20 protein-coding genes are annotated in these 19811 nt (G+C 69.6%); 10 read left to right on the plus strand and 10 right to left on the minus strand.

Features of this window, described 5'->3' with window-relative positions:
* The first annotated feature begins 137 nt into the window (after positions 1-137).
* The gene (locus ACQP0P_RS35475; protein ID WP_433363623.1) at positions 138-644 is read left to right on the plus strand and encodes a DinB family protein; all 507 of its coding nucleotides are present in this window, start codon (positions 138-140) and stop codon (positions 642-644) included.
* Between the two features lie 41 nt (positions 645-685).
* Here the strand turns inward: ACQP0P_RS35475 and ACQP0P_RS35480 are convergent, their stop codons facing one another.
* Positions 686-1207, minus strand: coding sequence for a MarR family winged helix-turn-helix transcriptional regulator (locus tag ACQP0P_RS35480; RefSeq protein ID WP_433363626.1), 522 nt, complete (start codon positions 1205-1207; stop codon positions 686-688).
* Positions 1208-1260: 53 nt separating this feature from the next.
* Complete coding sequence (locus ACQP0P_RS35485) at positions 1261-2568, minus strand: M50 family metallopeptidase (protein ID WP_433363629.1); 1308 nt, start codon at positions 2566-2568, stop codon at positions 1261-1263.
* A 200-nt stretch (positions 2569-2768) separates the two neighbouring features.
* Here ACQP0P_RS35485 and ACQP0P_RS35490 point away from each other — a divergent pair, with 200 nt between their 5' ends.
* The gene (locus ACQP0P_RS35490) at positions 2769-3362 is read left to right on the plus strand and encodes a LuxR C-terminal-related transcriptional regulator (protein ID WP_433363632.1); all 594 of its coding nucleotides are present in this window, start codon (positions 2769-2771) and stop codon (positions 3360-3362) included.
* Positions 3363-3375: 13 nt separating this feature from the next.
* On the opposite strand, the gene ACQP0P_RS35495 is transcribed toward ACQP0P_RS35490, so the two are convergent.
* Complete coding sequence (locus tag ACQP0P_RS35495) at positions 3376-4491, minus strand: PP2C family protein-serine/threonine phosphatase (protein WP_433363635.1); 1116 nt, start codon at positions 4489-4491, stop codon at positions 3376-3378.
* 118 nt (positions 4492-4609) lie between these two features.
* Between ACQP0P_RS35495 and ACQP0P_RS35500 the strand changes: the two genes are divergently transcribed.
* Positions 4610-5839 (plus strand): GNAT family N-acetyltransferase, encoded by a 1230-nt coding sequence (locus tag ACQP0P_RS35500; protein WP_433363638.1) that lies wholly within the window; start codon positions 4610-4612, stop codon positions 5837-5839.
* An 85-nt stretch (positions 5840-5924) separates the two neighbouring features.
* The gene (locus ACQP0P_RS35505; protein WP_433363641.1) at positions 5925-6071 is read left to right on the plus strand and encodes a hypothetical protein; all 147 of its coding nucleotides are present in this window, start codon (positions 5925-5927) and stop codon (positions 6069-6071) included.
* Positions 6072-6074: 3 nt separating this feature from the next.
* Here ACQP0P_RS35505 and ACQP0P_RS35510 read toward each other — a convergent pair whose 3' ends face one another.
* On the minus strand, positions 6075-6542 hold the full coding sequence (locus tag ACQP0P_RS35510) for a ribose-5-phosphate isomerase (RefSeq protein ID WP_433363644.1): 468 nt from the start codon (positions 6540-6542) through the stop codon (positions 6075-6077).
* Positions 6543-6639: 97 nt separating this feature from the next.
* Here ACQP0P_RS35510 and def point away from each other — a divergent pair, with 97 nt between their 5' ends.
* Positions 6640-7128, plus strand: coding sequence for a peptide deformylase (gene def / locus ACQP0P_RS35515; RefSeq protein WP_350929719.1), 489 nt, complete (start codon positions 6640-6642; stop codon positions 7126-7128).
* A 43-nt stretch (positions 7129-7171) separates the two neighbouring features.
* Here def and ACQP0P_RS35520 read toward each other — a convergent pair whose 3' ends face one another.
* A complete protein-coding gene (locus tag ACQP0P_RS35520) occupies positions 7172-8581 on the minus strand; it encodes an aldehyde dehydrogenase family protein (protein ID WP_433363647.1) in 1410 nt (469 codons plus the stop codon).
* A gap of 218 nt (positions 8582-8799) precedes the next feature.
* A complete protein-coding gene (locus tag ACQP0P_RS35525) occupies positions 8800-9420 on the minus strand; it encodes a mycothiol-dependent nitroreductase Rv2466c family protein (protein WP_433363650.1) in 621 nt (206 codons plus the stop codon).
* Between the two features lie 219 nt (positions 9421-9639).
* On the opposite strand from ACQP0P_RS35525, the gene pepN reads away from it, so the two are divergent.
* The gene (gene pepN / locus ACQP0P_RS35530; RefSeq protein ID WP_433363653.1) at positions 9640-12207 is read left to right on the plus strand and encodes an aminopeptidase N; all 2568 of its coding nucleotides are present in this window, start codon (positions 9640-9642) and stop codon (positions 12205-12207) included.
* A 240-nt stretch (positions 12208-12447) separates the two neighbouring features.
* Entirely contained in the window at positions 12448-13410 is a 963-nt protein-coding gene (locus tag ACQP0P_RS35535) for a hypothetical protein (protein ID WP_433363656.1), read from the plus strand.
* Positions 13411-13477: 67 nt separating this feature from the next.
* Here the strand turns inward: ACQP0P_RS35535 and ACQP0P_RS35540 are convergent, their stop codons facing one another.
* From ACQP0P_RS35540 to ACQP0P_RS35555, 4 genes are read right to left on the minus strand one after another with little or no spacing between them, the layout of a single operon-like run.
* Positions 13478-14029, minus strand: a complete 552-nt coding sequence (locus tag ACQP0P_RS35540) for a hypothetical protein (RefSeq protein ID WP_433363659.1) — start codon at positions 14027-14029, stop codon at positions 13478-13480.
* A 44-nt stretch (positions 14030-14073) separates the two neighbouring features.
* Positions 14074-14436, minus strand: a complete 363-nt coding sequence (locus ACQP0P_RS35545; protein WP_433363662.1) for a TPM domain-containing protein — start codon at positions 14434-14436, stop codon at positions 14074-14076.
* A 35-nt stretch (positions 14437-14471) separates the two neighbouring features.
* The gene (locus ACQP0P_RS35550) at positions 14472-14771 is read right to left on the minus strand and encodes a hypothetical protein (RefSeq protein WP_433363665.1); all 300 of its coding nucleotides are present in this window, start codon (positions 14769-14771) and stop codon (positions 14472-14474) included.
* 38 nt (positions 14772-14809) lie between these two features.
* Complete coding sequence (locus ACQP0P_RS35555; RefSeq protein WP_433363668.1) at positions 14810-16231, minus strand: amidase; 1422 nt, start codon at positions 16229-16231, stop codon at positions 14810-14812.
* A gap of 360 nt (positions 16232-16591) precedes the next feature.
* Between ACQP0P_RS35555 and ACQP0P_RS35560 the strand changes: the two genes are divergently transcribed.
* The 3 genes from ACQP0P_RS35560 (at position 16592) to ACQP0P_RS35570 (ending at position 19777) form a co-directional block, all read left to right on the plus strand.
* Positions 16592-17209: a nuclease-related domain-containing protein gene (locus ACQP0P_RS35560; RefSeq protein WP_433363671.1), complete on the plus strand. Its 618-nt coding sequence runs from the start codon at positions 16592-16594 to the stop codon at positions 17207-17209.
* Between the two features lie 165 nt (positions 17210-17374).
* On the plus strand, positions 17375-19213 hold the full coding sequence (gene ilvD, locus ACQP0P_RS35565) for a dihydroxy-acid dehydratase (RefSeq protein WP_433363674.1): 1839 nt from the start codon (positions 17375-17377) through the stop codon (positions 19211-19213).
* A gap of 81 nt (positions 19214-19294) precedes the next feature.
* Positions 19295-19777: a helix-turn-helix transcriptional regulator gene (locus ACQP0P_RS35570; protein ID WP_433363677.1), complete on the plus strand. Its 483-nt coding sequence runs from the start codon at positions 19295-19297 to the stop codon at positions 19775-19777.
* The last annotated feature ends 34 nt before the right edge of the window (positions 19778-19811 follow it).

Raw genomic sequence — 19811 nt, forward strand, 5'->3', positions numbered from 1 at the left:
CGATCAAACGATTACATCCGGGACAAGCCCTCCCCCTCGTCACGACTCATCGCCGGCATCTCCGCGGACCGGCGTGCGCCCGCCGGGCTGCGAAAAACTCATGACAACGGCCACCGGCGGCGAAAGGATCGGGCACCATGACCGACACACGCGTTGACACCCCCTTCATCACCGACGAGAACACCATGCTGCACTCCTGGCTGGACTGGCACCGGGAGACCCTGGCGGTGAAATGCGCCGGTCTGTCGGACGAGCAGCTTCGCCTGCGCTCCGCCGAGCCGTCCACGCTCTCCCTGCTGGGTCTGGTCCGCCACATGACCGAGGTCGAGCGCAGCTGGTTCCGCAACGTCCTCAACGGTGAGGACATCGGCCCGTTCTACTATTCCGACGACGATCCCGACGGCGACTTCGACACCCTGGAGACGACCACGACGGAGCAGGCCTTCGCCCGCTGGCGGGAGGAGATCGCCCACTCTCGCGAGGTGTCCGCCGGGCTCCCCGTCGACACCGTGGGCAAGGCGCAACGCCACGGCCACGACGTATCGCTGCGCTGGATCCTCGTCCACATGATCGAGGAGTACGCCCGGCACAACGGCCACGCCGACATCATCCGCGAGCGGATCGACGGGGTCGCCGGGGAGTAGGCGGGGCCCGCCGGAAACCAGGCGGGCCGGCAGCGGGCGGCTCAGCTGGAGGCGGGGGTCTCCGCCAGCGTCTCGGCGATCAGCCGGTCGAGGTTGGCCGGGCTCGCCGGACGGGCGATGGCGGCATCGGCGAAACGGGTCAGGAGCCGGGCGAAGACCTCGCGGTCCTGCTCGTCCCAGTCGGCCATCAGGCCGTCCAGGTAGGTGCGCCGGTGGCGGACCACCACCTCCAGCACGCGGCGGCCCCGCTCGCTCAGCACGAGCCTGGCCCGCCTGGCGTCCACGGCCGACTCCTCGCGCTCCACGAGCCCCGCGCCGATCGCGTCGTTGACCAGCCTGCTGGCGGTGGAGGGATCAACGTCCAACTGCTCGGCCACGGCACCCACGGTCACCTCGGGCACGTCCAGGCTCAGCTTGTGCACGGCGTGCACGACCATGACGTTCGACATCTGCACCGGCCGCTGCGGCTCTTCGGCCCTGCGCACGCGCAGTGGCCGCGACCAGATCCGGCGGAGCCGAAACAGGGCCACATCGATCATCGCTCCGGGCGTCCCCTCGTTCACGGCGCCACCCTAACGCCTGCGGAGGGCGACGGGAGCCCCCCGCCAGAAGACGGTCAGCCGGCCAGGCGGACCGGGTTGACCAGATCGGCGTACATCAGCAGACCCGCCATGATGACCATCAGGAAGGCGATCGCGTACGTGAGCGGAAGCGCCTTGGCGATGTCGACGTGGCCGGGGGTGGGGCGGCGGGCGACGCGCGCGAAGCCGCGCTTGAGGCCCTCCCAGAGGCCACCGGCGATGTGGCCGCCGTCCAGCGGGAGCAACGGGATCAGGTTGAACAGGCCGATCGCCAGGTTGAAGCCCGCCAGCAGGTTGATGAAGACGACGATCTTGTTCTCCAGCGGGATCGCGGAGGCGGCGATCTCACCGCCGATGCGGCTGACGCCGATGACGCCGATCGGGCCGTTCTTGTCACGCTCGTCACCGGAGAAGGCGGCGTTCCAGACGCCCACCATCTTCTCGGGGAGCCTGACCAACGCGGAGGCGGTGGCCGAGGTGAGGTCCCACATGTGCTCGGTCACGGCGCCGAGGCTCTGCTGCTCTATGGCGATCTTCGGGCTGACCCCGAGGTATCCGACACCTTTTTCGATCTTGCCGGGCTCGTCGAGCGACTCGCGGTCCTGGGCGATGAGGGTGGCGTTGACGGTCAACTCCTGCCCCCCGCGCCTGATACCGATCGCGATCGGCCCCGCGCCGTGGTCGCGGATGGCCCGCGTCGCGGCGTCCCAGCTCGCGGCGGGCCTGCCCGCCACGGCCACGATGACGTCCCCCGGCCTCAGCCCCGCCACGCTGGCCGGGCTGGGCCTGTCGGCCGCGGTGCACTCCTGGTTCTTGGCGTAGTCGGCCGCGGTCTTCACGCACTGCGGGATCGAGGCGATCTCGGTCTTCTGCACGGGGATGCCGAATCCCATGAGCACGACGCCGAACAGGATGAACGCCAGCATGAAGTTCATCGCCGGACCGCCGGACATGATGATGACCTTCTGCCACCAGGGCTTGCGGTAGAACACCCGGTTCTCGTCGCCCGGCCGCACGTCCTCCAGCGCCACGTCACGCGCGTTCTCGATCAGGCCCTGCCACGGCCCGGTGGAGACCGAGCGCACCTTGCCCGGGGCGTCGGTGGGCCGGGGCGGCAGCATGCCGATCATCCGGATGTAGCCGCCGAGCGGGAGCCACTTGATCCCGTACTCGGTTTCGCCCTTGCGGCGCGACCACATCGTCGGGCCGAAACCGACCATGTACTGGGTGACCTTGACGCCGAACAGCTTGGCCGGCACCAGGTGGCCGATCTCGTGCAGCCCGATCGACACCATCAGTCCCACCAGGAACACAACGACTCCGACCACGGAGAGCCAGCTCACAGGTTCATACTCCCATCGCGGTTTCACCGACAATGCCCCATAAGAGATTAGCCGAAGTATCCGGCCTTCACGGCCCCGTTCCTCATCGAGTCACGTGCGGACACTTTGCCGATCAGCCACACTTCATTGACATTAAGCGATCATACAATCACTCTTTGATGATGGTGAGGACGAGAGATCGGAGCGTTTTGATCGGAATTTTGGTTGCCGAACACCTACCCCTGATACGGCGCGGGCTGGTGGCGTCGCTGGAGGGCGAGAGCGACATGCGGGTGGTGGCCGACGTGGCCGACGGCGAGGACGTCGTCCCCGCCGTGCTGCGGTACGCGCCCGAGACCGCGGTCATCGCCCTCGACCTGCCGGGGGCCGACGGTTTCACCACCGCCCTCCGGCTGCACGAGGAGGCTCCCCGCTGCAGTGTCCTGCTGCTCTCCCGCGCCCCGAACCCGGGCCAGGTCCGCCGCGCCTTCGCCGCCCACGCGCTCGGTTTCATGAGCCTGGAGGTCGACCCCGGGCAACTGGCCGACGGCGTCCGCCGGGTCGCGGCCGGCCGCCGCGCGGTCGACTCCGAACTCGCGGTGGCGGCCCTGAGGTCGGCGGACAACCCCCTGACCCGCCGGGAGCTCGACGTGCTCCGGCTGGTCGCGCGGGGCGCCAGGCCCGGCGAGATCGCCGGCCAACTGTTTCTCTCCGTGGGAACGGTCCGCAACCACCTGTCACGGATCATGTGCAAGACCCAGGCCCGCAACCGTCTCGACGCCGTGCGTGTCGCCGTCGACTCCGGTTGGCTCTGACGCCTTTCACACCTCAGGGGCGCCAGATGAGGATGAGGGCGCAGTCGTCGTTGTGCCCCGCCGACATGGAGGTGACCAGGTTACGGGCACCATCGCGGAACCCGGAGGGCACCAGGCGCTCGGCCTCTCCCAGCAGGCGGTCGAGGCCCGCGTCGATGTCGCGCCCCGGCTGCTCGATCAGGCCGTCGGTGTAGAGCATGAGCGCGTCGCCCTTGCGGAGCATCCCCTGGTCCGCCTCGCAGTGCAGGTCGGGTACGACGCCGAGGACGACGCCCTTGGCCGTGGAGACCCGCCACGTTCCCGCGCCCGACTCGTACTTGACCACCGGGGGATGACCGGCCGAGGTGATGACGTACTCGCCCGTCGCGAGGTTGAGCCGCAGGTGGACCGCGGTGACGAAGCCCTCGGCCTCGCGCTGGCGGTGCAGGTAGGTGTTGCAGGCGGGCAGGAAGTCGTCGACCGAGCCGAGCAGCCCGCCGAAGGTGCCCGACAGCAGCAGTGCCCGGGTGCCCGCGTCGACGCCCTTGCCCGACACGTCGACCAGGGCGAGCTCCATCGTGTCGCCCTCGCGGATGGAGACCAGGAAGTCACCGCCGAAGGAGGATCCTCCGGCCTGCTTGAGCACCACCTTGGAGCCCCACTCCTTGGGCAGCGAGGGCAGGTCGCTCTGGCTCTTGAGACGGTCGCGCAGTTCCAGCAGCATCGCGTCGCCGCGCAGGCCCTGCACGCCGAGCTTGCCCCGGGTACGGGCCATCAGCGCGGCCAGCACGGCGGTGAAACCGAAGGTGACCAGCAGGCCGGGGCCGATGTAGTCCACCCCGCGCACCACGGCCACGTAGATCAGCGAGGCCGCGACCGCGCACAGCAGCTTGACCAGACTGTTCAGCCGGAGCTGAAGCCCGGCCACCAGGGTGATCGGGATCATGAGCGCCGGGGAGAACCACTCCATGGAGACCTTCGCGGCCAGCACACCGATCAACAGGGTCAGCAGGATCAGCGTGATGAGCAGGTTTCGGTCGCGCGCCAGGGGGCCCCGGCGCAGCAGGCGCACGATGGGGACGAGAAGCGGGATGCGGACCAGGAACGCGCGGACCGCCGGGGGAAGCAGCGGCACCGGACGGGAACTCATGATGCGCCTGACTGTATCTGGCTATCCCCCATTTGGGCAGCCGACTTGACCAATGCCTTGATCACTAAGCGTGGATATTAGCTGGCGGGAACTGTTTGTCCCATCTACCGTGTGAAAAATGACTCTTAGCCTGCGTCCGATCACCGAAGCCGAGTGGTCAGGTTGGACGACCGTCGACGAGGAGGCGTTCAACGCTCCCGTCCCCCCGCACCGGGCGGAGCTGTACAGAGGTGTCACCGAGTTCGACCGCTCGCTCGGGGTGTTCGACGGCGATCTGCTCGTGGGCACCACGGCGGTGTGCAGTTTCACCATGACCGTGCCCGGCGGCCCGATGCCGGTCGGCGGCGTCACCGCGGTCGGCGTGCTGCCCTCCCATCGCCGCCGGGGAGTCCTCTCCTCACTGATGACCCGCCAGCTGTCCGATCTGCACGAGCGGGGCGAGGCGGTCGCCGCGCTCTACGCCTCCGAGGCCGCGATCTACGGACGTTACGGCTACGGCAGGGCCGCGGACAGCCTGGTCTTCCGGATCCCCACGGCGAAGGCGGCCTTCACCCGGCACGCCCCCGCCGATCCGGGCCTGCGGCTGCGCGTCGTCAGGCCCGCGGACGCCAGGGCCACCTTCGAGAAGATCCACGAGTCGGCGCTCGACGAGCGTCCGGGACTGTACGCCCGCACGCCCGGGCGCTGGAACTCGGTGCTGAGCGACCACGAGGCCGACCAGGGCGGCGCCGGACCGCTGCGCGCCGTGGTCGTCGAGGACGACGCCGGTCCGCGGGGCTACGCGCTCTTCAGGATCAGGCAGAGCTGGACCGAGGATGACGTCCCCGACGGCGAACTGCAGATCAAGGAGCTGTTCGGCCTTGATCCCGCCGCCTACGCACTGCTCTGGCGGCACGTCCTGGACCGCGACCTGGTCTCGCACGTCACCTCCAGGAACCGTCCCTCGGACGACCCGCTGATCCACCTGCTGGCCGAACCCCGCATGCTCCACGCGCGCTGGCTGGACGAGCTGTGGATCCGCGTCGTGGACGTCGAGCGGGCCCTTCCGGCCCGCCGCTACTCCGCTCCGGTGGACGTGGTGATCGACGTCGAGGACGACGTCTGCCCGTGGAACGCGCGCCGCTGGCGGCTGACCGCCGACACCTCCGCCGCCCGCTGCGTGCCCTGCGACGATCCGGCCGACCTGGCACTGCCGGTCTCCGTGCTGGGCGCGGCCTACCTGGGCGGGCGCCCGCTGGCGGCCCTGCTGGCGGCGGGAGTGGTACGCGAGTCGCGCGCGGGGGCCCTGCGGGAACTGTCCACCGCGATGTCGTGGGATCCCGCCCCCTGGGGCGGCACGATCTTCTGACCACGGCCACGGCCGTCCAGCCCGCCGATCAGGCCGGACCCGGAGTGGACCCGCCCGGACGGGCCGGGCGGGTTATGGTTGCGGCATGGCACTGCAGAGCTTGCAGATCAACACGATCATCGCGATGCGGGCGCGGGATGTCTCCCGCCCGACACAGGAGCAGCAGGACAGCGCGGACCGCCGCCCGCTGCGCGACGAGACGCCCCGCAAGGAGCCCACGCGCAGGCGGTGAGGACTACGGCAGCGGCGGGAGCTGGCCGATGGTCTCGTACGAGGTGAGCTGCGCGATCCGGCGGTTGTGGCGCTCGGCCCCGGAGTACGAGGTGTCGAGGAAGACCTCGACGAACCGGGTCGCCTCCTCCTCCGGGTGCATCCGCGCGCCGACGCTGACGACGTTGGCGTTGTTGTGCTCGCGGGCGAGCCTGGCGGTCTCCTCGCTCCAGGCCAGGGCGGCGCGGATGCCGCGCACCTTGTTGGCCGCGATCTGCTCGCCGTTGCCCGAACCACCGATGACGACCCCCAGGCTGCCCGGGTCGTCCACGACGCCCTGGGCCGCGCGCAGCACGAACGGCGGGTAGTCGTCCTCCGCGTCGTAGACGAAGGGACCGCAGTCCACCACATCGTGGCCGTTCTCCTCCAACCAGGAGACGATGTGGTTTTTGAGCTCATAGCCGGCATGGTCGGCACCGATGTAGACACGCACCCACCCAGTTTCGCAGGTGTGCGCGGGCGGCTTTACCCGGCCCCGGCTAGAGTAATAGTCCCTATGCTCACCTAACCCTTACAAGAGAGAACTCCACATGCGTGACATCCGAGTGGTCGGTGACCCCGTCCTGCGCACGCCCGCCGAGCCGATCACCGAGTTCGACCGCGACCTGCGGCGCATGATCGACGAGATGTTCGACGTGATGTACGCCGCGCAGGGCGTCGGCCTGGCGGGCCCGCAGATCGGCGTGTCGAAAAGGATCTTCGTCTACGACTGCAGCAACCGCAAAGGGCACGTGATCAACCCTGAGCTGACCGTGGACGACGACTCCGAGGTCCTCGACGAGGAGGGCTGCCTGTCCGTTCCCAGCCGCGAGACCGGCACCCCGCTCTACGCCAGAACGCCCCGGGCCGCCGGCGTGACGGTAAGCGGCCTGGACCGGCTGGGGCGGCCGATCCGGCTCAGGGCCCGCGGCCTGCTGGCACGCTGCTTCCAGCACGAGACCGACCACCTCGACGGCATGCTCTACGTGGACCGGCTGGCCAAGGACGCCGCCAGGAAGGTTCTGCTCCAGGCGCCCTGATCCGGCGGGGCCGGCCGGGCGCGGACAGCCGCGCCCGGCGCCCTCAGAACTGGATCGCCTTGATCTCCAGATACTCCTCAAGGCCGAACTCGCCCAGCTCGCGGCCGAGGCCCGACTGCCTGTAGCCGCCGAAGGGGGCTCGCGGATTGAACTGACCGCCGTTGATCGCCACCTGGCCGGTGCGCAGCCGTCGTGCCACCTCGACCGCGCGCTGCTCGCTACCCGCCCACACCGCGCCGGCCAGGCCGTACGGGGTGCCGTTGGCGATGGCGACGGCCTCGTCCTCACCCCGGGTGTAGGGAATGATCGTGAGGACCGGACCGAAGATCTCCTCCTGCTCGATCACCATCCCCGGCTCCACCCCGGCGAACACCGTGGGCTCCACGTAGAAACCGCGCTCCATCGGCCGGTCGGTGCCTCCGGTGACCAGCCGGGCACCTTCCTCCTGGCCTCGGTTGATGTAGCGGATCACCCGGTCACGCTGGGCCGCCGACACGAGCGGGCCGAGCCGGGTCGTCTCGTCGAAGGGGTCGCCGACCGGGTACTTCCGCGCGGCGTCGACGACGAGACGGACCACCTCGTCGTACTGGTCCCGGTGGACGATCATGCGAGTCCAGGCCGAGCAGGTCTGGCCGGAGTTGAGGAAGGCGTTGGCCACCGTCGCCTTGGCCGCCGCCGGAAGGTCCGCGTCCGGCAGGACCAGGCTGGCGGACTTGCCGCCGAGCTCCAGGGCCACCCGCTTGATCGTCTCGGCCGCGAGCGAGGCGACCCGGCGCCCGGCCCCGGTGGAACCGGTGAACGACACCATGTCCACCTCCGGGTGGGTGACCAGGGCCTCACCCACCACCGGGCCGTAACCGCTGAGCATGTTGAAGACCCCGGCGGGCAACCCGACCTCGTCGAAGATCCCGGCAAGCGCGAAGGCCGCCAGCGGGGCCACCTCGCTGGGCTTCAGCACGACGGTGCAGCCCGCGGCGAGCGCGGCGCCCACCTTGCAGACGACCTGGTGGAGAGGGTAGTTCCAGGGGGTGATGGCGGCGACCACCCCGACCGGCTCCCTGAAGACGCGGGAGTTGCCGACCTGCCCGCCCTCGAAGTCGTAGGTCTCGGCCAGCTGGGCGTAGGAGGCCAGCACCCCGGCCGGCATCAGCGTCTGCACCCTCATCGCCACGCCGTACGGCGCGCCCATGTCCGTAGCGATGATCCTGGCTATCTGGTCGGAGCGTTCTCGTATCAGCCCGGCGGCGGCGGTGAGGATCCGGCCTCGCTCGGCGGGGGCCGTCGCCGACCAGGAGGGGAAGGCCTCGCGGGCGGCGGCCACGGCGACCTCGACGTCGGCGGGCGTCCCGGCGGGCACCCTGTCGATCAGCTCCTCGGTCGCCGGGTTGATCACGTCAATGCTCTCGCCCGACGCGGAGGGCTGCCAGGCTCCATCCAGATAAAGGTGACGCATGCCCCTCATCCTTGCGCGCGTGCCCCTGTTTCGCGAGGGCACGGCGGGTACCGCGATCACACAGAGATCATCGTTGTACGGAGACAGAACCGCGATTCCGCCGGCCCGGCGGACCTCGGCCCCGGTTCCCTCCTCACGGCTCCGGGGAGGCCGAGCGTGCCCGGCTCCGGCCCGCCGCGGTCGAGTCCGGCGGGCCGGAGAAAGGGCGGAGCCGCGGATCAGTCGAAGATCGGACGCCGGTCCCTGGACCGCTTGAGCTCGAAGAAGCCGTCGGTGGCCGCGACCAGCCGTACCCCGTCCCAGAGCTTGCCCGCGTCCTCGCCCTTGGGCGCGGGCGAGATGACCGGGCCGAAGAAGGCGACGCCCTCGACCGAAATCACCGGGGTGCCGACCTCCTGGCCGACCCGGTCGATGCCGTCGTTGTGCGAGGCGCGCAGTGCCTCGTCGAACTCCGTCGAGTCCATCGCGTCGGCGAACGCGCGGTCGAGCCCGGCGGCCTCCAGCGCCTCCTCGACGGTCTCGCGGAGCGTGTCGAGCTCCTTGACCCTGCCCTGGTTGTGAAAGCGGGTACCAAGCTCGGTGTAGAGGCGGCCCACCGTCTCGGAGTCGTACTTCTCCTGCACGGCGGTGACCACTCGGACCGGGCCGATGGCCTTGGCGATCATCTCCCGGTAGCTGTCGGGGATCTCCTTGTCCTCGTTCAGCACGTTGAGGCTCATGATGTGCCAGCGCGGCTCGATCGGCCGCACCTTCTCCACTTCCAGCAGCCAGCGAGAGGTCATCCACGCAAACGGGCAAAAGGGGTCAAACCAGAGGTCAACGGGGATTCGCTCAGTCATCTTCTCGGCTTCCTGATCGCAAGGCTTCGTCGACAGTCACAACCCGGGCAGCCAAGTTCCCTATTCCATGGGTGGATTAATACCTTTACATGTGGCTTTATTCTCAAATTTAATGATCGTCCTACAGGTTGTGCCAACGCCGCGCGTCGCGGCCTTACGTGGCAGGATTCAGTCACCCCCTAGCAACGAAGCGGGGGAAGTTGTGAAGAGGGAGCGGTAGTGGCAGGCAATCTGACCCGTGACGAGGCGCGCGAGCGCGCACGGCTGCTCAGCGTGCAGTCCTATGCGGTGGAGCTCGACCTGACCGAAGGTGAGGAGCGCTTCGAGAGCGTCACCACGGTCCGCTTCACCAGCACCCGCCCGGGTGCCGAGACGTTCGTCGACCTGGCCGGCGCGAAGGTGCGCAAGGCGGTCCTGAACGGCGTCGAGCTGGACGTGAGCGGCTATGACCTGGAGACCGGGCGGCTGCCGCTGCCGGGTCTGGCCGAGACCAACGAACTGCGCGTGGACGCCGACTGTTCCTACACCCGCACCGGCGAGGGCCTGCACCGCTTCGTCGATCCGGTCGACAAGAGCGTCTATCTGTACAGCCAGTTCGAGACGGCCGACGCGCACCGGATGTACACGTGCTTCGACCAGCCCGACCTGAAGGCCACCTTCGAGCTGACCGTGCTCGCGCCGTCCCACTGGGAGGTCATCTCCAACGCGGCGCCCGACTCGGCCGAGGAGCTGGCGGAGCACCATGGCAAGCACGGTGCGCTCCAGGCGGCCAAGCGCTGGCACTTCCCGCCCACCCCGGTGATGTCGACCTACATCACCGCGCTGTGCGCCGGGCCGTACCACAAGGTGACCTCCGAGCACGACGGCATCCCGCTGGGCCTGTACTGCCGGGCCTCGCTCGCCGAGCACCTCGACCCGGAGAACCTCTTCGAGGTGACCAGGCAGGGCTTCGACTTCTTCCACGAGATCTTCGGCGTCCGCTACCCGTTCGGGAAGTACGACCAGCTCTTCGTCCCCGAGTTCAACGCCGGGGCGATGGAGAACGCGGGCTGCGTGACCTTCCTGGAGGACTACGTCTTCCGTTCGCGCGTCACCGACGCGATGATCGAGCGCCGCGCCGAGACGATCCTGCACGAGATGGCGCACATGTGGTTCGGTGACCTGGTCACCATGCGCTGGTGGGACGACCTGTGGCTGAACGAGTCGTTCGCCACCTACGCCTCGGTGCTCTGCCAGGCCGAGGCCACCCGCTGGGGCCAGGGCGCCTGGACCACCTTCGCCAACGTCGAGAAGTCCTGGGCCTACCGCCAGGACCAGCTGCCCTCGACCCACCCGATCGCCGCCGACATCGTCGACATGCACGCGGTCGAGGTCAACTTCGACGGGATCACGTACGCCAAGGGCGCCTCGGTCCTCAAGCAGCTCGTCGCCTACGTGGGGCTGGACAACTTCCTGGCCGGGGTACGCGACTACTTCCGCGAGCACGCCTGGGGCAACACCACGCTCGCGGACCTGCTCGGCGCGCTGGAGCGCACCTCGGGGCGCGACCTGTCCTCCTGGTCGAAGGAGTGGCTGGAGACCTCCTGGGTCAACACGCTACGCCCGTCGTTCACCACCGACCCCGAGGGCCGTTTCATCGAGTTCGACGTGCTCCAGGAGGCCCCCGCCGACTACCCGACGCTGCGCTCGCACCGCGTGGCCATCGGCCTGTACTCCCTGCGGGACGACAGGCTGGTCCGGGTGAGGCGAGTCGAGCTGGACGTGGTCGGCGCGCGCACCGCGGTGGCCGAGCTGGTCGGCGAGGTACAGCCGGACCTGATCCTGATCAACGACGACGACCTGACCTACGCCAAGGTCAGGCTCGACGAGCGGTCGCTGCAGACCGTGGTGAACGGCGGCATCGGCAAGTTCACCGAGTCCCTGCCCCGTGCGCTGTGCTGGTCGGCCGCCTGGGACATGACCCGGGACGCCGAGATGTCCGCCCGCGACTATCTCGCCCTGGCCGTCTCCGGGATCAAGTCGATCACCGACATCACGGTCGCCCAGACCGTGCTCCGCCAGACCCGCCTGGCCCTCCAGCAGTACGCCGACCCCGCCTGGCGCGCCCAGGGCATGGCCCGGCTGGCCTCCACGCTGCGCGACCTGGTCACCGGTGCCGCCCCCGGCTCCGACTACCAGCTCGCCTACCTGAACGCGCTGGCGGCCGCCGGCACCTCAACCGAGGACCTGGCGTTCCTGAAGGGGCTGCTGGACGGTGAGACCGTGCTCGACGGCCTCACCGTCGACGCCGACCTGCGCTGGACGCTGACCAACGCCCTGGTCTCCGGCGGCCTGCTCGGCGAGGAGGACATCGCTCAGGAGTTGCTGCGCGACGCCACCGCGACGGGCGAGCGTTCCGCCGCGCTCTCCCGTGCCTCGATCCCGACAGCCCAGGGCAAGGCGAACGCCTGGGCCGCGATCATCGAGGGCCAGCTGAGCGGCGCGCTGCTCCGCTCGACGATCCTCGGCTTCATGGACGCGCGCCACCCGGAGCTGCTGGAGCCGTACGCGGCGAAGTACTTCGAGGAGGTCGGCAGGATCTGGCAGTCCTGGACCTCCGACAGCGCTCAGAACTTCGCCAACGGCTGCTACCCGGCTCTGGTCATCTCCCCCGAGACGGTCGCCAGGACCCAGGACTTCATCTCGGCCGACCAGCCGCCGCACGCCCTGCGGCGCCTGCTGCTCGAAGGCGCCGACGGTATCGGCCGCGCCCTGCGCGCCCAGGCCAAGGACGCCTCCACGGGCTGACCTCGCCGCTGAGACCGGACGGACACTCCCCGCCAGGACGGCGAGGGGTGTCCGTCCGGTGCGCCGTCACGGGCCGCTGAGGCCAGGCGGCCCTGAGCACCTCGGGGCGAACGCTGGTAGAGATAGGTGTCAACCGCAAGAAACACCTCATGTCCGGCTCCGTCCGGTCATCGAGATCTCGCCGGAGGTGAAGACTCCGGGCTCCGGCCCCGGAAAGCGAAGTCAAGAGAGGGCAACCCCGTGGAATCGGCACGTGATCTGCTCGTCTCCCTGGCCAGGAGGTACGCCTTTGGTGATGTCGGAGCCCTCGCCTCCGGTGTCGTGGAGGAGGCGGGCGACATCGAGGCGGCGTGCGAGTTCGGCCAGCGACTGCTCTCGCTCGACGCGGAGGACTTCGCCGCCGAGGCGCGGGCCGTACCGGGTGACCTACGGCGGCGGGCTCGGGCCTGCACGATGCCACAGACACCCCGCGAGCAGCCACGCGGCGCGCTGGAGTCGCTGCGGCCCGCGTACGGGCTGCTGCTGGAGGTCATCGCGGTCAGGTGGCACCGTCGCGAGCTGAGCCCCATGGTCGCCGCCATCCACATCGCCAGCGAGTATCTCCCGCTGCTCGCATTCGAGCCGGTACTCGGCAACGCCGGTGATCCCGCGCGCTGGCCGGAGGGCCTGACCGCGCCGGACAGCAGGTTCGGGGTGATCGGCGACCGCGAGTGCGATCACACGAAGGCCGAGCAGTCGGCGGTCAACCGGACACTGCGCGTGGCGGGAGAGCCCGCCGAGGGGTGGCGCGCCTACTTCGACCGCCAGCACAGCCAGGTCGCCGGGGCGCTGGCCACCTGCGTGGCCGACTGCCGCAGCCCCTGCACCGCGATGGACTGGGTACGAGCGGACCGCCGCGACGACCTCGCCCTGCGTGCCGGTGTGGCGCTGGCCTTCGCCGAGACCCCGCTGGTGCGGCTGCGCCACGCCGCTCCGGTGGGCCACGGGTTCGGCGTGCCCTCTCCCGAGGAGGTCATCGAGGCCTGGGAGCGCAGCCGGACCATCCTGGCCAAGAACGAGGTGGGCGCCGAGGCCTCCGGTGACGACGGCTTCCCCCTGCCGGGGCTGCCGGCCCTGTTCTCCGCCGTCGCGAGCGCCCCGGTGACGCCCTCGACACTGCTGACGGACATCAGCAGCCACCTGGTGCGGCTTCTCCAGCCCTGAACCGGCCCTGAACCGGCCCTGAGCCGACGCTGAGCCGGCACTGAGCCGGCACTGACGGCGGAGCGGATCAGAGCAACCGGCTGACGAACACCGACAGCGCGCAGCAGGTGATGGAGAGCAGCATCAGCCAGACGCCCCGGCGGATGTAGCGCTGCTTGGCGTCTCCGACGGCGCTGAGCCTCCTGATCTCCAGGACGAGCAGGTCGACCCTGTCGCCGGACCTCGGTCCCGGCCGTACCTCGCCGCCGAACCCCCCGGGATAGAACCGGCGTCTCTCCAGCGTCCTGCCCGCCAGCCTCGCGGTACGGCGGTAGAGGGCTCCGACCAGCATGAGGATCCCCATCAGCCAGAAGAACATGCCGGTCCACCAGAGCCATTCGATCCTGCTGGACAGCTCGCCGGGCCTCCAGTACCCGTTCAGCAGCCCGGCGACGACGGTACCGGCTGCCGCGCCCGTCGTGACCAGCAGGATGACCGCCGTCTCGTCCTCCCTGCGGACCTTCGCCCGGACATCGGCGGCTGCCTCCTGCACGTAGCCGATGATCATGTCGGGCTCCCGCGCCGCCGTGAACCCCCTGGAAGAGCGACCCAGCAGCGCGTCCCACCTGATCCTCAGCACGAGCCGATTATCCGGGAAAATCATCTTCGCTCAGCGCGAACGGATCATCCGCGCCGCGACGCCCGGTCCGCCAGTAGCAGGACTCCGGTGACCACCCCGCCCACCAGGTCGCCCAGGCCGAGGATCGCGGCCATCGACATCGCGACCGCGCGGCATTCGGCGTCGGGCAGCCACGCCCTGGCCCGCGGACCTGTGACGATCTCCAGCGCCCTCCCGGGATGGTCCACGAAGACGAGCACCGCCCTGTCGGCCTCCTCTCCCAGCGCGGCGTGCAGCCGCTCCGAGAAGTGACGGCGCGGGCCGATCGCCGGCCCGAGGTAGGCGGCGAAGCGCAGTCCGGTGAGCCGCTCCGCGGTGCGCAGGGCCCCGCGGACGTCGTCCCCCTCTGTCGAGGTCAGGGTCAGCATCTCCGTACCTCGCCTTCACCGGCTCTCGCCGGGCCTCACCAGGCCGCCGACGCTCCACCGGTGTGCCGCCCCGGCTCGGCGGTCTCCGCGAGCGAGACCCAGTCTGCCTCAGGCGCCGGAGGCAGGCTCGGACGCCGCTCCGTCAGCACCAGGACGACATCGCTGACCCCGCGCTCGCTGCCGAACGGTCCCCCCAGCCAGACCGCACCCGCCGATGTGCTCCTCGCGGCCCTGTCGCGCATCCTGCCGGGCATCGTCACAAGCAGGACGATGAGCAGGAACAGGCCCCCGGAGACCCCGATGAGAAAGCCGAGGACCCCGATCGCGCTGTCCATGTCTCAAAAGTAACCCCAGGTCGGCGGCCCGTCGAGGACTACCAGGTGGTGGGCCTGCGCTCACCCCAGAAACCCCCGCGAGCGGCCTCGATCTGCGACGACACGGAGATCAGGGTGCCCTCGCCGCCGAACCTGCCGGCCAGCATCACGCCGATCGGGAGGCCGTCCGCGCTCCAGTGCAGCGGCAGGTTGACCGCGGGCTGGCCGCTGACGTTGTAGACGGCGGGGAAGGCGGCGAACCGCTTCATCCGCTCGAAGGTCTCCTCGGGGCCCTCGACGTCCTCGAACCAGCCCACGGGCCTGGGCGGTTGCGTCACGGTCGGGGTGAGCACCGCGTCGTAGGGGTCGGTCGCCAGCAGGCCGAACCGGGTGGCGAGCTGCAGCGCCGACTGAGCCTGCAGGAAGTCGGGGGCCGGGGTGGCGAAGCCGCGCTCGCGCAGCCAGGCGGTCAGCGGCCGGAGCCTGTCCTGCTTGGTCGGATCGACCGGGTGCATGCACGAGAACGCGTACCAGAGCGTCACGAACTGCGGCACCATGTCCGGCCCGAACGGCGGGGCGATGTCGACCACCTCGTGTCCGAGCGCCGCCAGCTCCGCCGAGGCGTGCTCGTAGGCGGCGAGCACCTCGGGGTCCACCACGACACCGGGGACCAGCGGCTCGGCGTAGCGGGCGATCCGCAGGCGGCCGGGGTCGCGGCCCACGTACGCGTGGAAGGAGCCGAGTTCCGGCGGCGGCGCGTGATAGAGATCGCCGGGGTTGTGGTGGGCCATCACGTCGAGCAGCGCGGCGGCGTCGGCGACGGTTCTGGTGATCGGGCCGTTGGTCGACAGGCCGGCCAGGTCGGGAACTATCGGTGCGAAGCTGATCCTGCCCCGGGAGGGCTTGATACCGAACAGCCCGCAGACCGAGGCGGGGATGCGGATCGACCCGGCGCCGTCGCTGCCCTGCGCGGCGGGGGCCAGGCCCGCGGCGACCGCCGCCGCCGCGCCGCCGCTGGACCCGCCGGCCGACCGGGAGAGATCCCACGGGGTGCGGCTGGGCGCCGAGACGGCGGTCTCGGTGTAGCACGGCAACCCGAACTCGGGCGTCGCGGTCTTGCCGAGCATGATCGTTCCAGCGTCCCTGAGCCGCTCGACCACGCTGTCGTCCACCGGCGCGACGAAGTCCTCGTAGGTGGCCGAGCCGAAGTGGATCGGCACGCCCTTGACGAGGTTGAGGTCCTTGATCGGGATAGGCACCCCGGCCAGGGGTGAGGGATCGTCTCCGGCGAGCACCCTCGCCTCGACCTTGTGCGCCTGCTCCAGGGCGAGTTCGGGGGTCACCGTTACGTACGCGCCGATCTGGGGGTCCAGGCGGGCGATCCGATCGAGGTAGTGCTCGGTGATCTCGACGGGCGAGACCTCCCTGCGCCGCACGGCTGCCGCCTGCTCCAGAGCGTTAAGATCGTGAATGTGAGCCACGCCCCGCACAGTAGGCGCAGAGCGCGCGGTTATCCAGAGTGGAAGCCCGTAGATACCCGGTTCATAGCATCGCCAAGCGGGTGAGGGTGGTCACAAAAGTATGAGATACGCAATACTAGGCACCCCCCGAGGACGTCAGCTACCGTGAGTTACGTGGATTCCGGTCAGGTACCAGAAGACGGTAACACTACGTCACCGATTTGGGTCAGTGACCGACAGGCCGAGGACCGGCCGACGTCTCGACCCGCCGCACCAGCGTCTACGTACGCACCCGTCGAGCGCGCCGCGCTGCGCAGCCTGCTCGATCATCCCAAGTACCGCCACCTGCGCCGACGCGTTCTCGTCGCGGTCGGTGTGGGCGTGCTCGCGGCCATCCTGCTGGCCAGCTGGCAGCTGGGCTTCACCGCCGCCGTGGTGGCCGCGATCGTCGACACGGTGCTTCACGCCCGTTCCAACTCGTCGGTGCCCGCCTGGCGGCGCTCCTCGGTCGCGGAACGGCGGACGGAGATGCAGTTGAAACGGCTGGAGCGCGGGGGCTACCGCACCCTGCACGCCCGCGCGATCCCCGGCAGCGAGGCCCAGATCGACCACCTGGTCGTGGGTCCCACCGGCGTCTACGCGGTCGACTCCGAGAAGTGGGACAAGCGCCTGCCCGTCCGCGTCCAGTCGCACCGCAAGCTGTTCCACGGCCCGTTCAACCAGAAGCCCCGTCTCGACGAGGCGCGCTGGGAGGCGTCCCAGGCCGCCGAGCTGATCGGTGCGGAGCTCGGCCGTGAGATCGCGATCGTGCCGTCCCTGGCGATCTACGGCCCGGCCATCCCATGGAAGGTCCTCAACGTCCGCGAGGTCGATGTGTTCGACGGCAGTCGTGTCCGTAAATGGATCACCAAGCGGGAGCGCTCACTCACCGACACCGAGATCGACAGGATCTACGAGGTCGCCGCGCAGGTCCTGCCCGCACGCTACCCGGAGAACTGACCTCGGTCGTCCTCACCGGCTCTCCCACACGGTGTCCGCGAAGCGGCGGTGTTCGCGGAACCTGTGGTCACGAACCCGATGTCTCATGGCATGGGCAGTCGTCTCACGCGCTGAGCGGTGGCCGTACCATTCATAGACCACGGTTTCGATGATGGGAGAAGCCTCATGCCCGCCCTCAGGTCTCGTACGGTCACTCACGGCAGGAACATGGCCGGGGCCCGGGCCCTACTCCGGGCGACGGGCGTAGCCGGCGAGGACTTCGGGAAACCGATCATCGCCGTGGCCAACAGCTTCACCCAGTTCGTCCCCGGGCACGTCCACCTGCGCGAGGTCGGCGACGTCGTGGCCGGCGCGATCCGCGAGGCGGGGGCGATCCCTCGCGAGTTCAACACGATCGCGGTCGACGACGGCATCGCGATGGGTCACGGCGGCATGCTGTACTCGCTGCCCAGCCGCGAACTGATCGCGGACGCGGTCGAGTACATGGTCAACGCGCACTGTGCCGACGCGCTGATCTGCGTCTCCAACTGCGACAAGATCACTCCGGGCATGCTGCTCGCCGCCTTCCGGCTGAACATCCCCACGATCTTCGTCTCCGGCGGTCCGATGGAGGCGGGCAAGACCCCCAACGGGAAGCTCGACCTGATCGACCCGATGATCGCCGCGGCCAACGACGCCGTCTCCGACGCGGAGCTGCTGGAGATGGAGGAGAACGCCTGCCCGACCTGTGGTTCGTGCAGCGGCATGTTCACCGCCAACTCGATGAACTGCCTCGCCGAGGCCATCGGCCTCGCGCTCCCGGGCAACGGCACGATCCTGGCCACGCACAAGGCACGCAGGAAGCTGTTCGAGGACGCCGGACGCCAGCTCGTGGAGATCACTCGCCGCTACTACGAGCAGGACGACGAGACGGTCCTGCCGCGCGCCATCGCGACCAGGGACGCGTTCGAGAACGCCATGGCGCTGGACGTGGCGATGGGCGGCTCGACCAACACGATCCTGCACATCCTCGCCGCGGCCCGCGAGGCCCAGGTCGACTTCGGGCTGAAGGAGATCAACGAGATCTCGCTGCGGGTGCCCTGCCTGTGCAAGGTCGCCCCCGCCACCGCGAAGTACCACGTCGAGGACGTCCACCGCGCCGGCGGCATCCCGGCGATCCTGGGCGAGCTCGACCGGGGCGGCCTGCTCCACCGCGACGCCCACACGGTCAACGGCGGCACCCTGGGCGACTACCTCGACGCCTGGGACCCGCAGTCGCCGCACGTGCTGCCCGAGGCCCTTGAGCTGTGGCACGCGGGCCCCGGCAACGCCCGCACCGTGAAGCCCTTCTCCCAGGGCGCCCGCTGGGAGGAACTGGACCTCGATCGGTCCGAGGGCTGCGTGCGTGACATCGAGCACGCCTACACCCGCGACGGCGGCCTGGCCGTCCTCTACGGCAACATCGCCACCGAGGGCTGCATCGTCAAGACCGCCGGGGTCGACGAGTCGATCTGGAGGTTCGAGGGCCCCGCGGTGGTCTTCGAGTCGCAGGACGACGCGGTCGAGGGCATCCTCAACAACAAGGTCAAGGCCGGCGACGTCGTGGTGATCCGCTACGAGGGGCCGAAGGGCGGGCCCGGCATGCAGGAGATGCTCTACCCCACCTCGTTCCTCAAGGGCAAGGGGCTGGGCAAGGACTGCGCGCTGATCACCGACGGCCGCTTCTCCGGCGGTACGAGCGGGCTGTCCATCGGTCACGCCTCCCCCGAGGCGGCCGAGGGCGGCACCATCGCGCTCGTCGAGAACGGCGACCTCGTCACGATCGACATCCCCGGCCGCTCGATCGAGCTGAAGGTCTCCGAGGAGGAACTGGCCGCCCGCCGGGAGAGGCTCCTGGCCGACCTGGGCGGTTACCGGCCGCGGATGCGCCAGCGCCCGGTGAGCGCCGCACTGCAGGCATACGCCGCGCTCACCACCTCCGCCTCCACCGGTGCCTCGCGCGACCTGTCACAGCTGTCACGCTGACCTGGGCTTCCTGTCGGGTAGAGATTCCTTACCCGATAGGAAGTTCGAAAAAATGTCAGTGCTCGGACGTATTATCTGGGTATGACTAGCGTCATGAAGCTCACCACCCCGCTGACGGCCGCCGAGATCGCCGCCCTCGCCCTGTCGATGGCGCATCTTGGGTCGGGCCCGCAGGCCAACGCCGCCCGCAGCGGCCTGCGTCATGCGTTCGAGCAGATGGAGATCGACGACGCCGTCGTCGCCGCCACCCTGACGACCCTCACCGAGCCGATGCCCGCCCCGATCGCCGACCGTGCCCGGACGATCGCCAACGCCATCACCTCAGGCCTCGTCATCCGCCTCCACTACCGAGACGTCTCCGGACGGATCACAGTCCGTGACGTCGACCCGGTGACCTGCATGGTCCACCGCGAATACTGGTATCTCGTCGGCATGTGCCGCATGCGCCACGCGATCCGGGCGTTCCGGTTCGACCGGATCGTCGCCACCGAACCCACCTTCATGCCGGCCCGCCCGCACCGAGCCGAGGGATTCCTGCCCTTCCAGGGCAAGCGCGCCGCATAACCGGTCGCGGTCAGGTCATCTCGAGCTGCCATCC

It is taken from the genome of Streptosporangium sp. CA-115845 (genome assembly GCF_050943795.1).
In the GTDB taxonomy this organism is placed as follows: Bacteria; Actinomycetota; Actinomycetes; order Streptosporangiales; family Streptosporangiaceae; genus Streptosporangium.

Excerpts from the sequence above, each read along its gene's own strand:
- ACQP0P_RS35475 (WP_433363623.1), top strand. The coding sequence starts at position 138 with ATGACCGACACACGCGTTGACACCCCCTTCATCACCGACGAGAACACC.
- ACQP0P_RS35495 (WP_433363635.1), bottom strand. The coding sequence starts at position 4,491 with ATGAGTTCCCGTCCGGTGCCGCTGCTTCCCCCGGCGGTCCGCGCGTTC.
- ACQP0P_RS35500 (WP_433363638.1), top strand. The coding sequence starts at position 4,610 with ATGACTCTTAGCCTGCGTCCGATCACCGAAGCCGAGTGGTCAGGTTGG.
- ACQP0P_RS35505 (WP_433363641.1), top strand. The coding sequence starts at position 5,925 with ATGGCACTGCAGAGCTTGCAGATCAACACGATCATCGCGATGCGGGCG.
- def (WP_350929719.1), top strand. The coding sequence starts at position 6,640 with ATGCGTGACATCCGAGTGGTCGGTGACCCCGTCCTGCGCACGCCCGCC.
- ACQP0P_RS35520 (WP_433363647.1), bottom strand. The coding sequence starts at position 8,581 with ATGCGTCACCTTTATCTGGATGGAGCCTGGCAGCCCTCCGCGTCGGGC.
- ACQP0P_RS35525 (WP_433363650.1), bottom strand. The coding sequence starts at position 9,420 with ATGACTGAGCGAATCCCCGTTGACCTCTGGTTTGACCCCTTTTGCCCG.
- ACQP0P_RS35545 (WP_433363662.1), bottom strand. The coding sequence starts at position 14,436 with ATGCTGACCCTGACCTCGACAGAGGGGGACGACGTCCGCGGGGCCCTG.
- ACQP0P_RS35550 (WP_433363665.1), bottom strand. The coding sequence starts at position 14,771 with ATGGACAGCGCGATCGGGGTCCTCGGCTTTCTCATCGGGGTCTCCGGG.
- ilvD (WP_433363674.1), top strand. The coding sequence starts at position 17,375 with ATGCCCGCCCTCAGGTCTCGTACGGTCACTCACGGCAGGAACATGGCC.
- ACQP0P_RS35570 (WP_433363677.1), top strand. The coding sequence starts at position 19,295 with ATGACTAGCGTCATGAAGCTCACCACCCCGCTGACGGCCGCCGAGATC.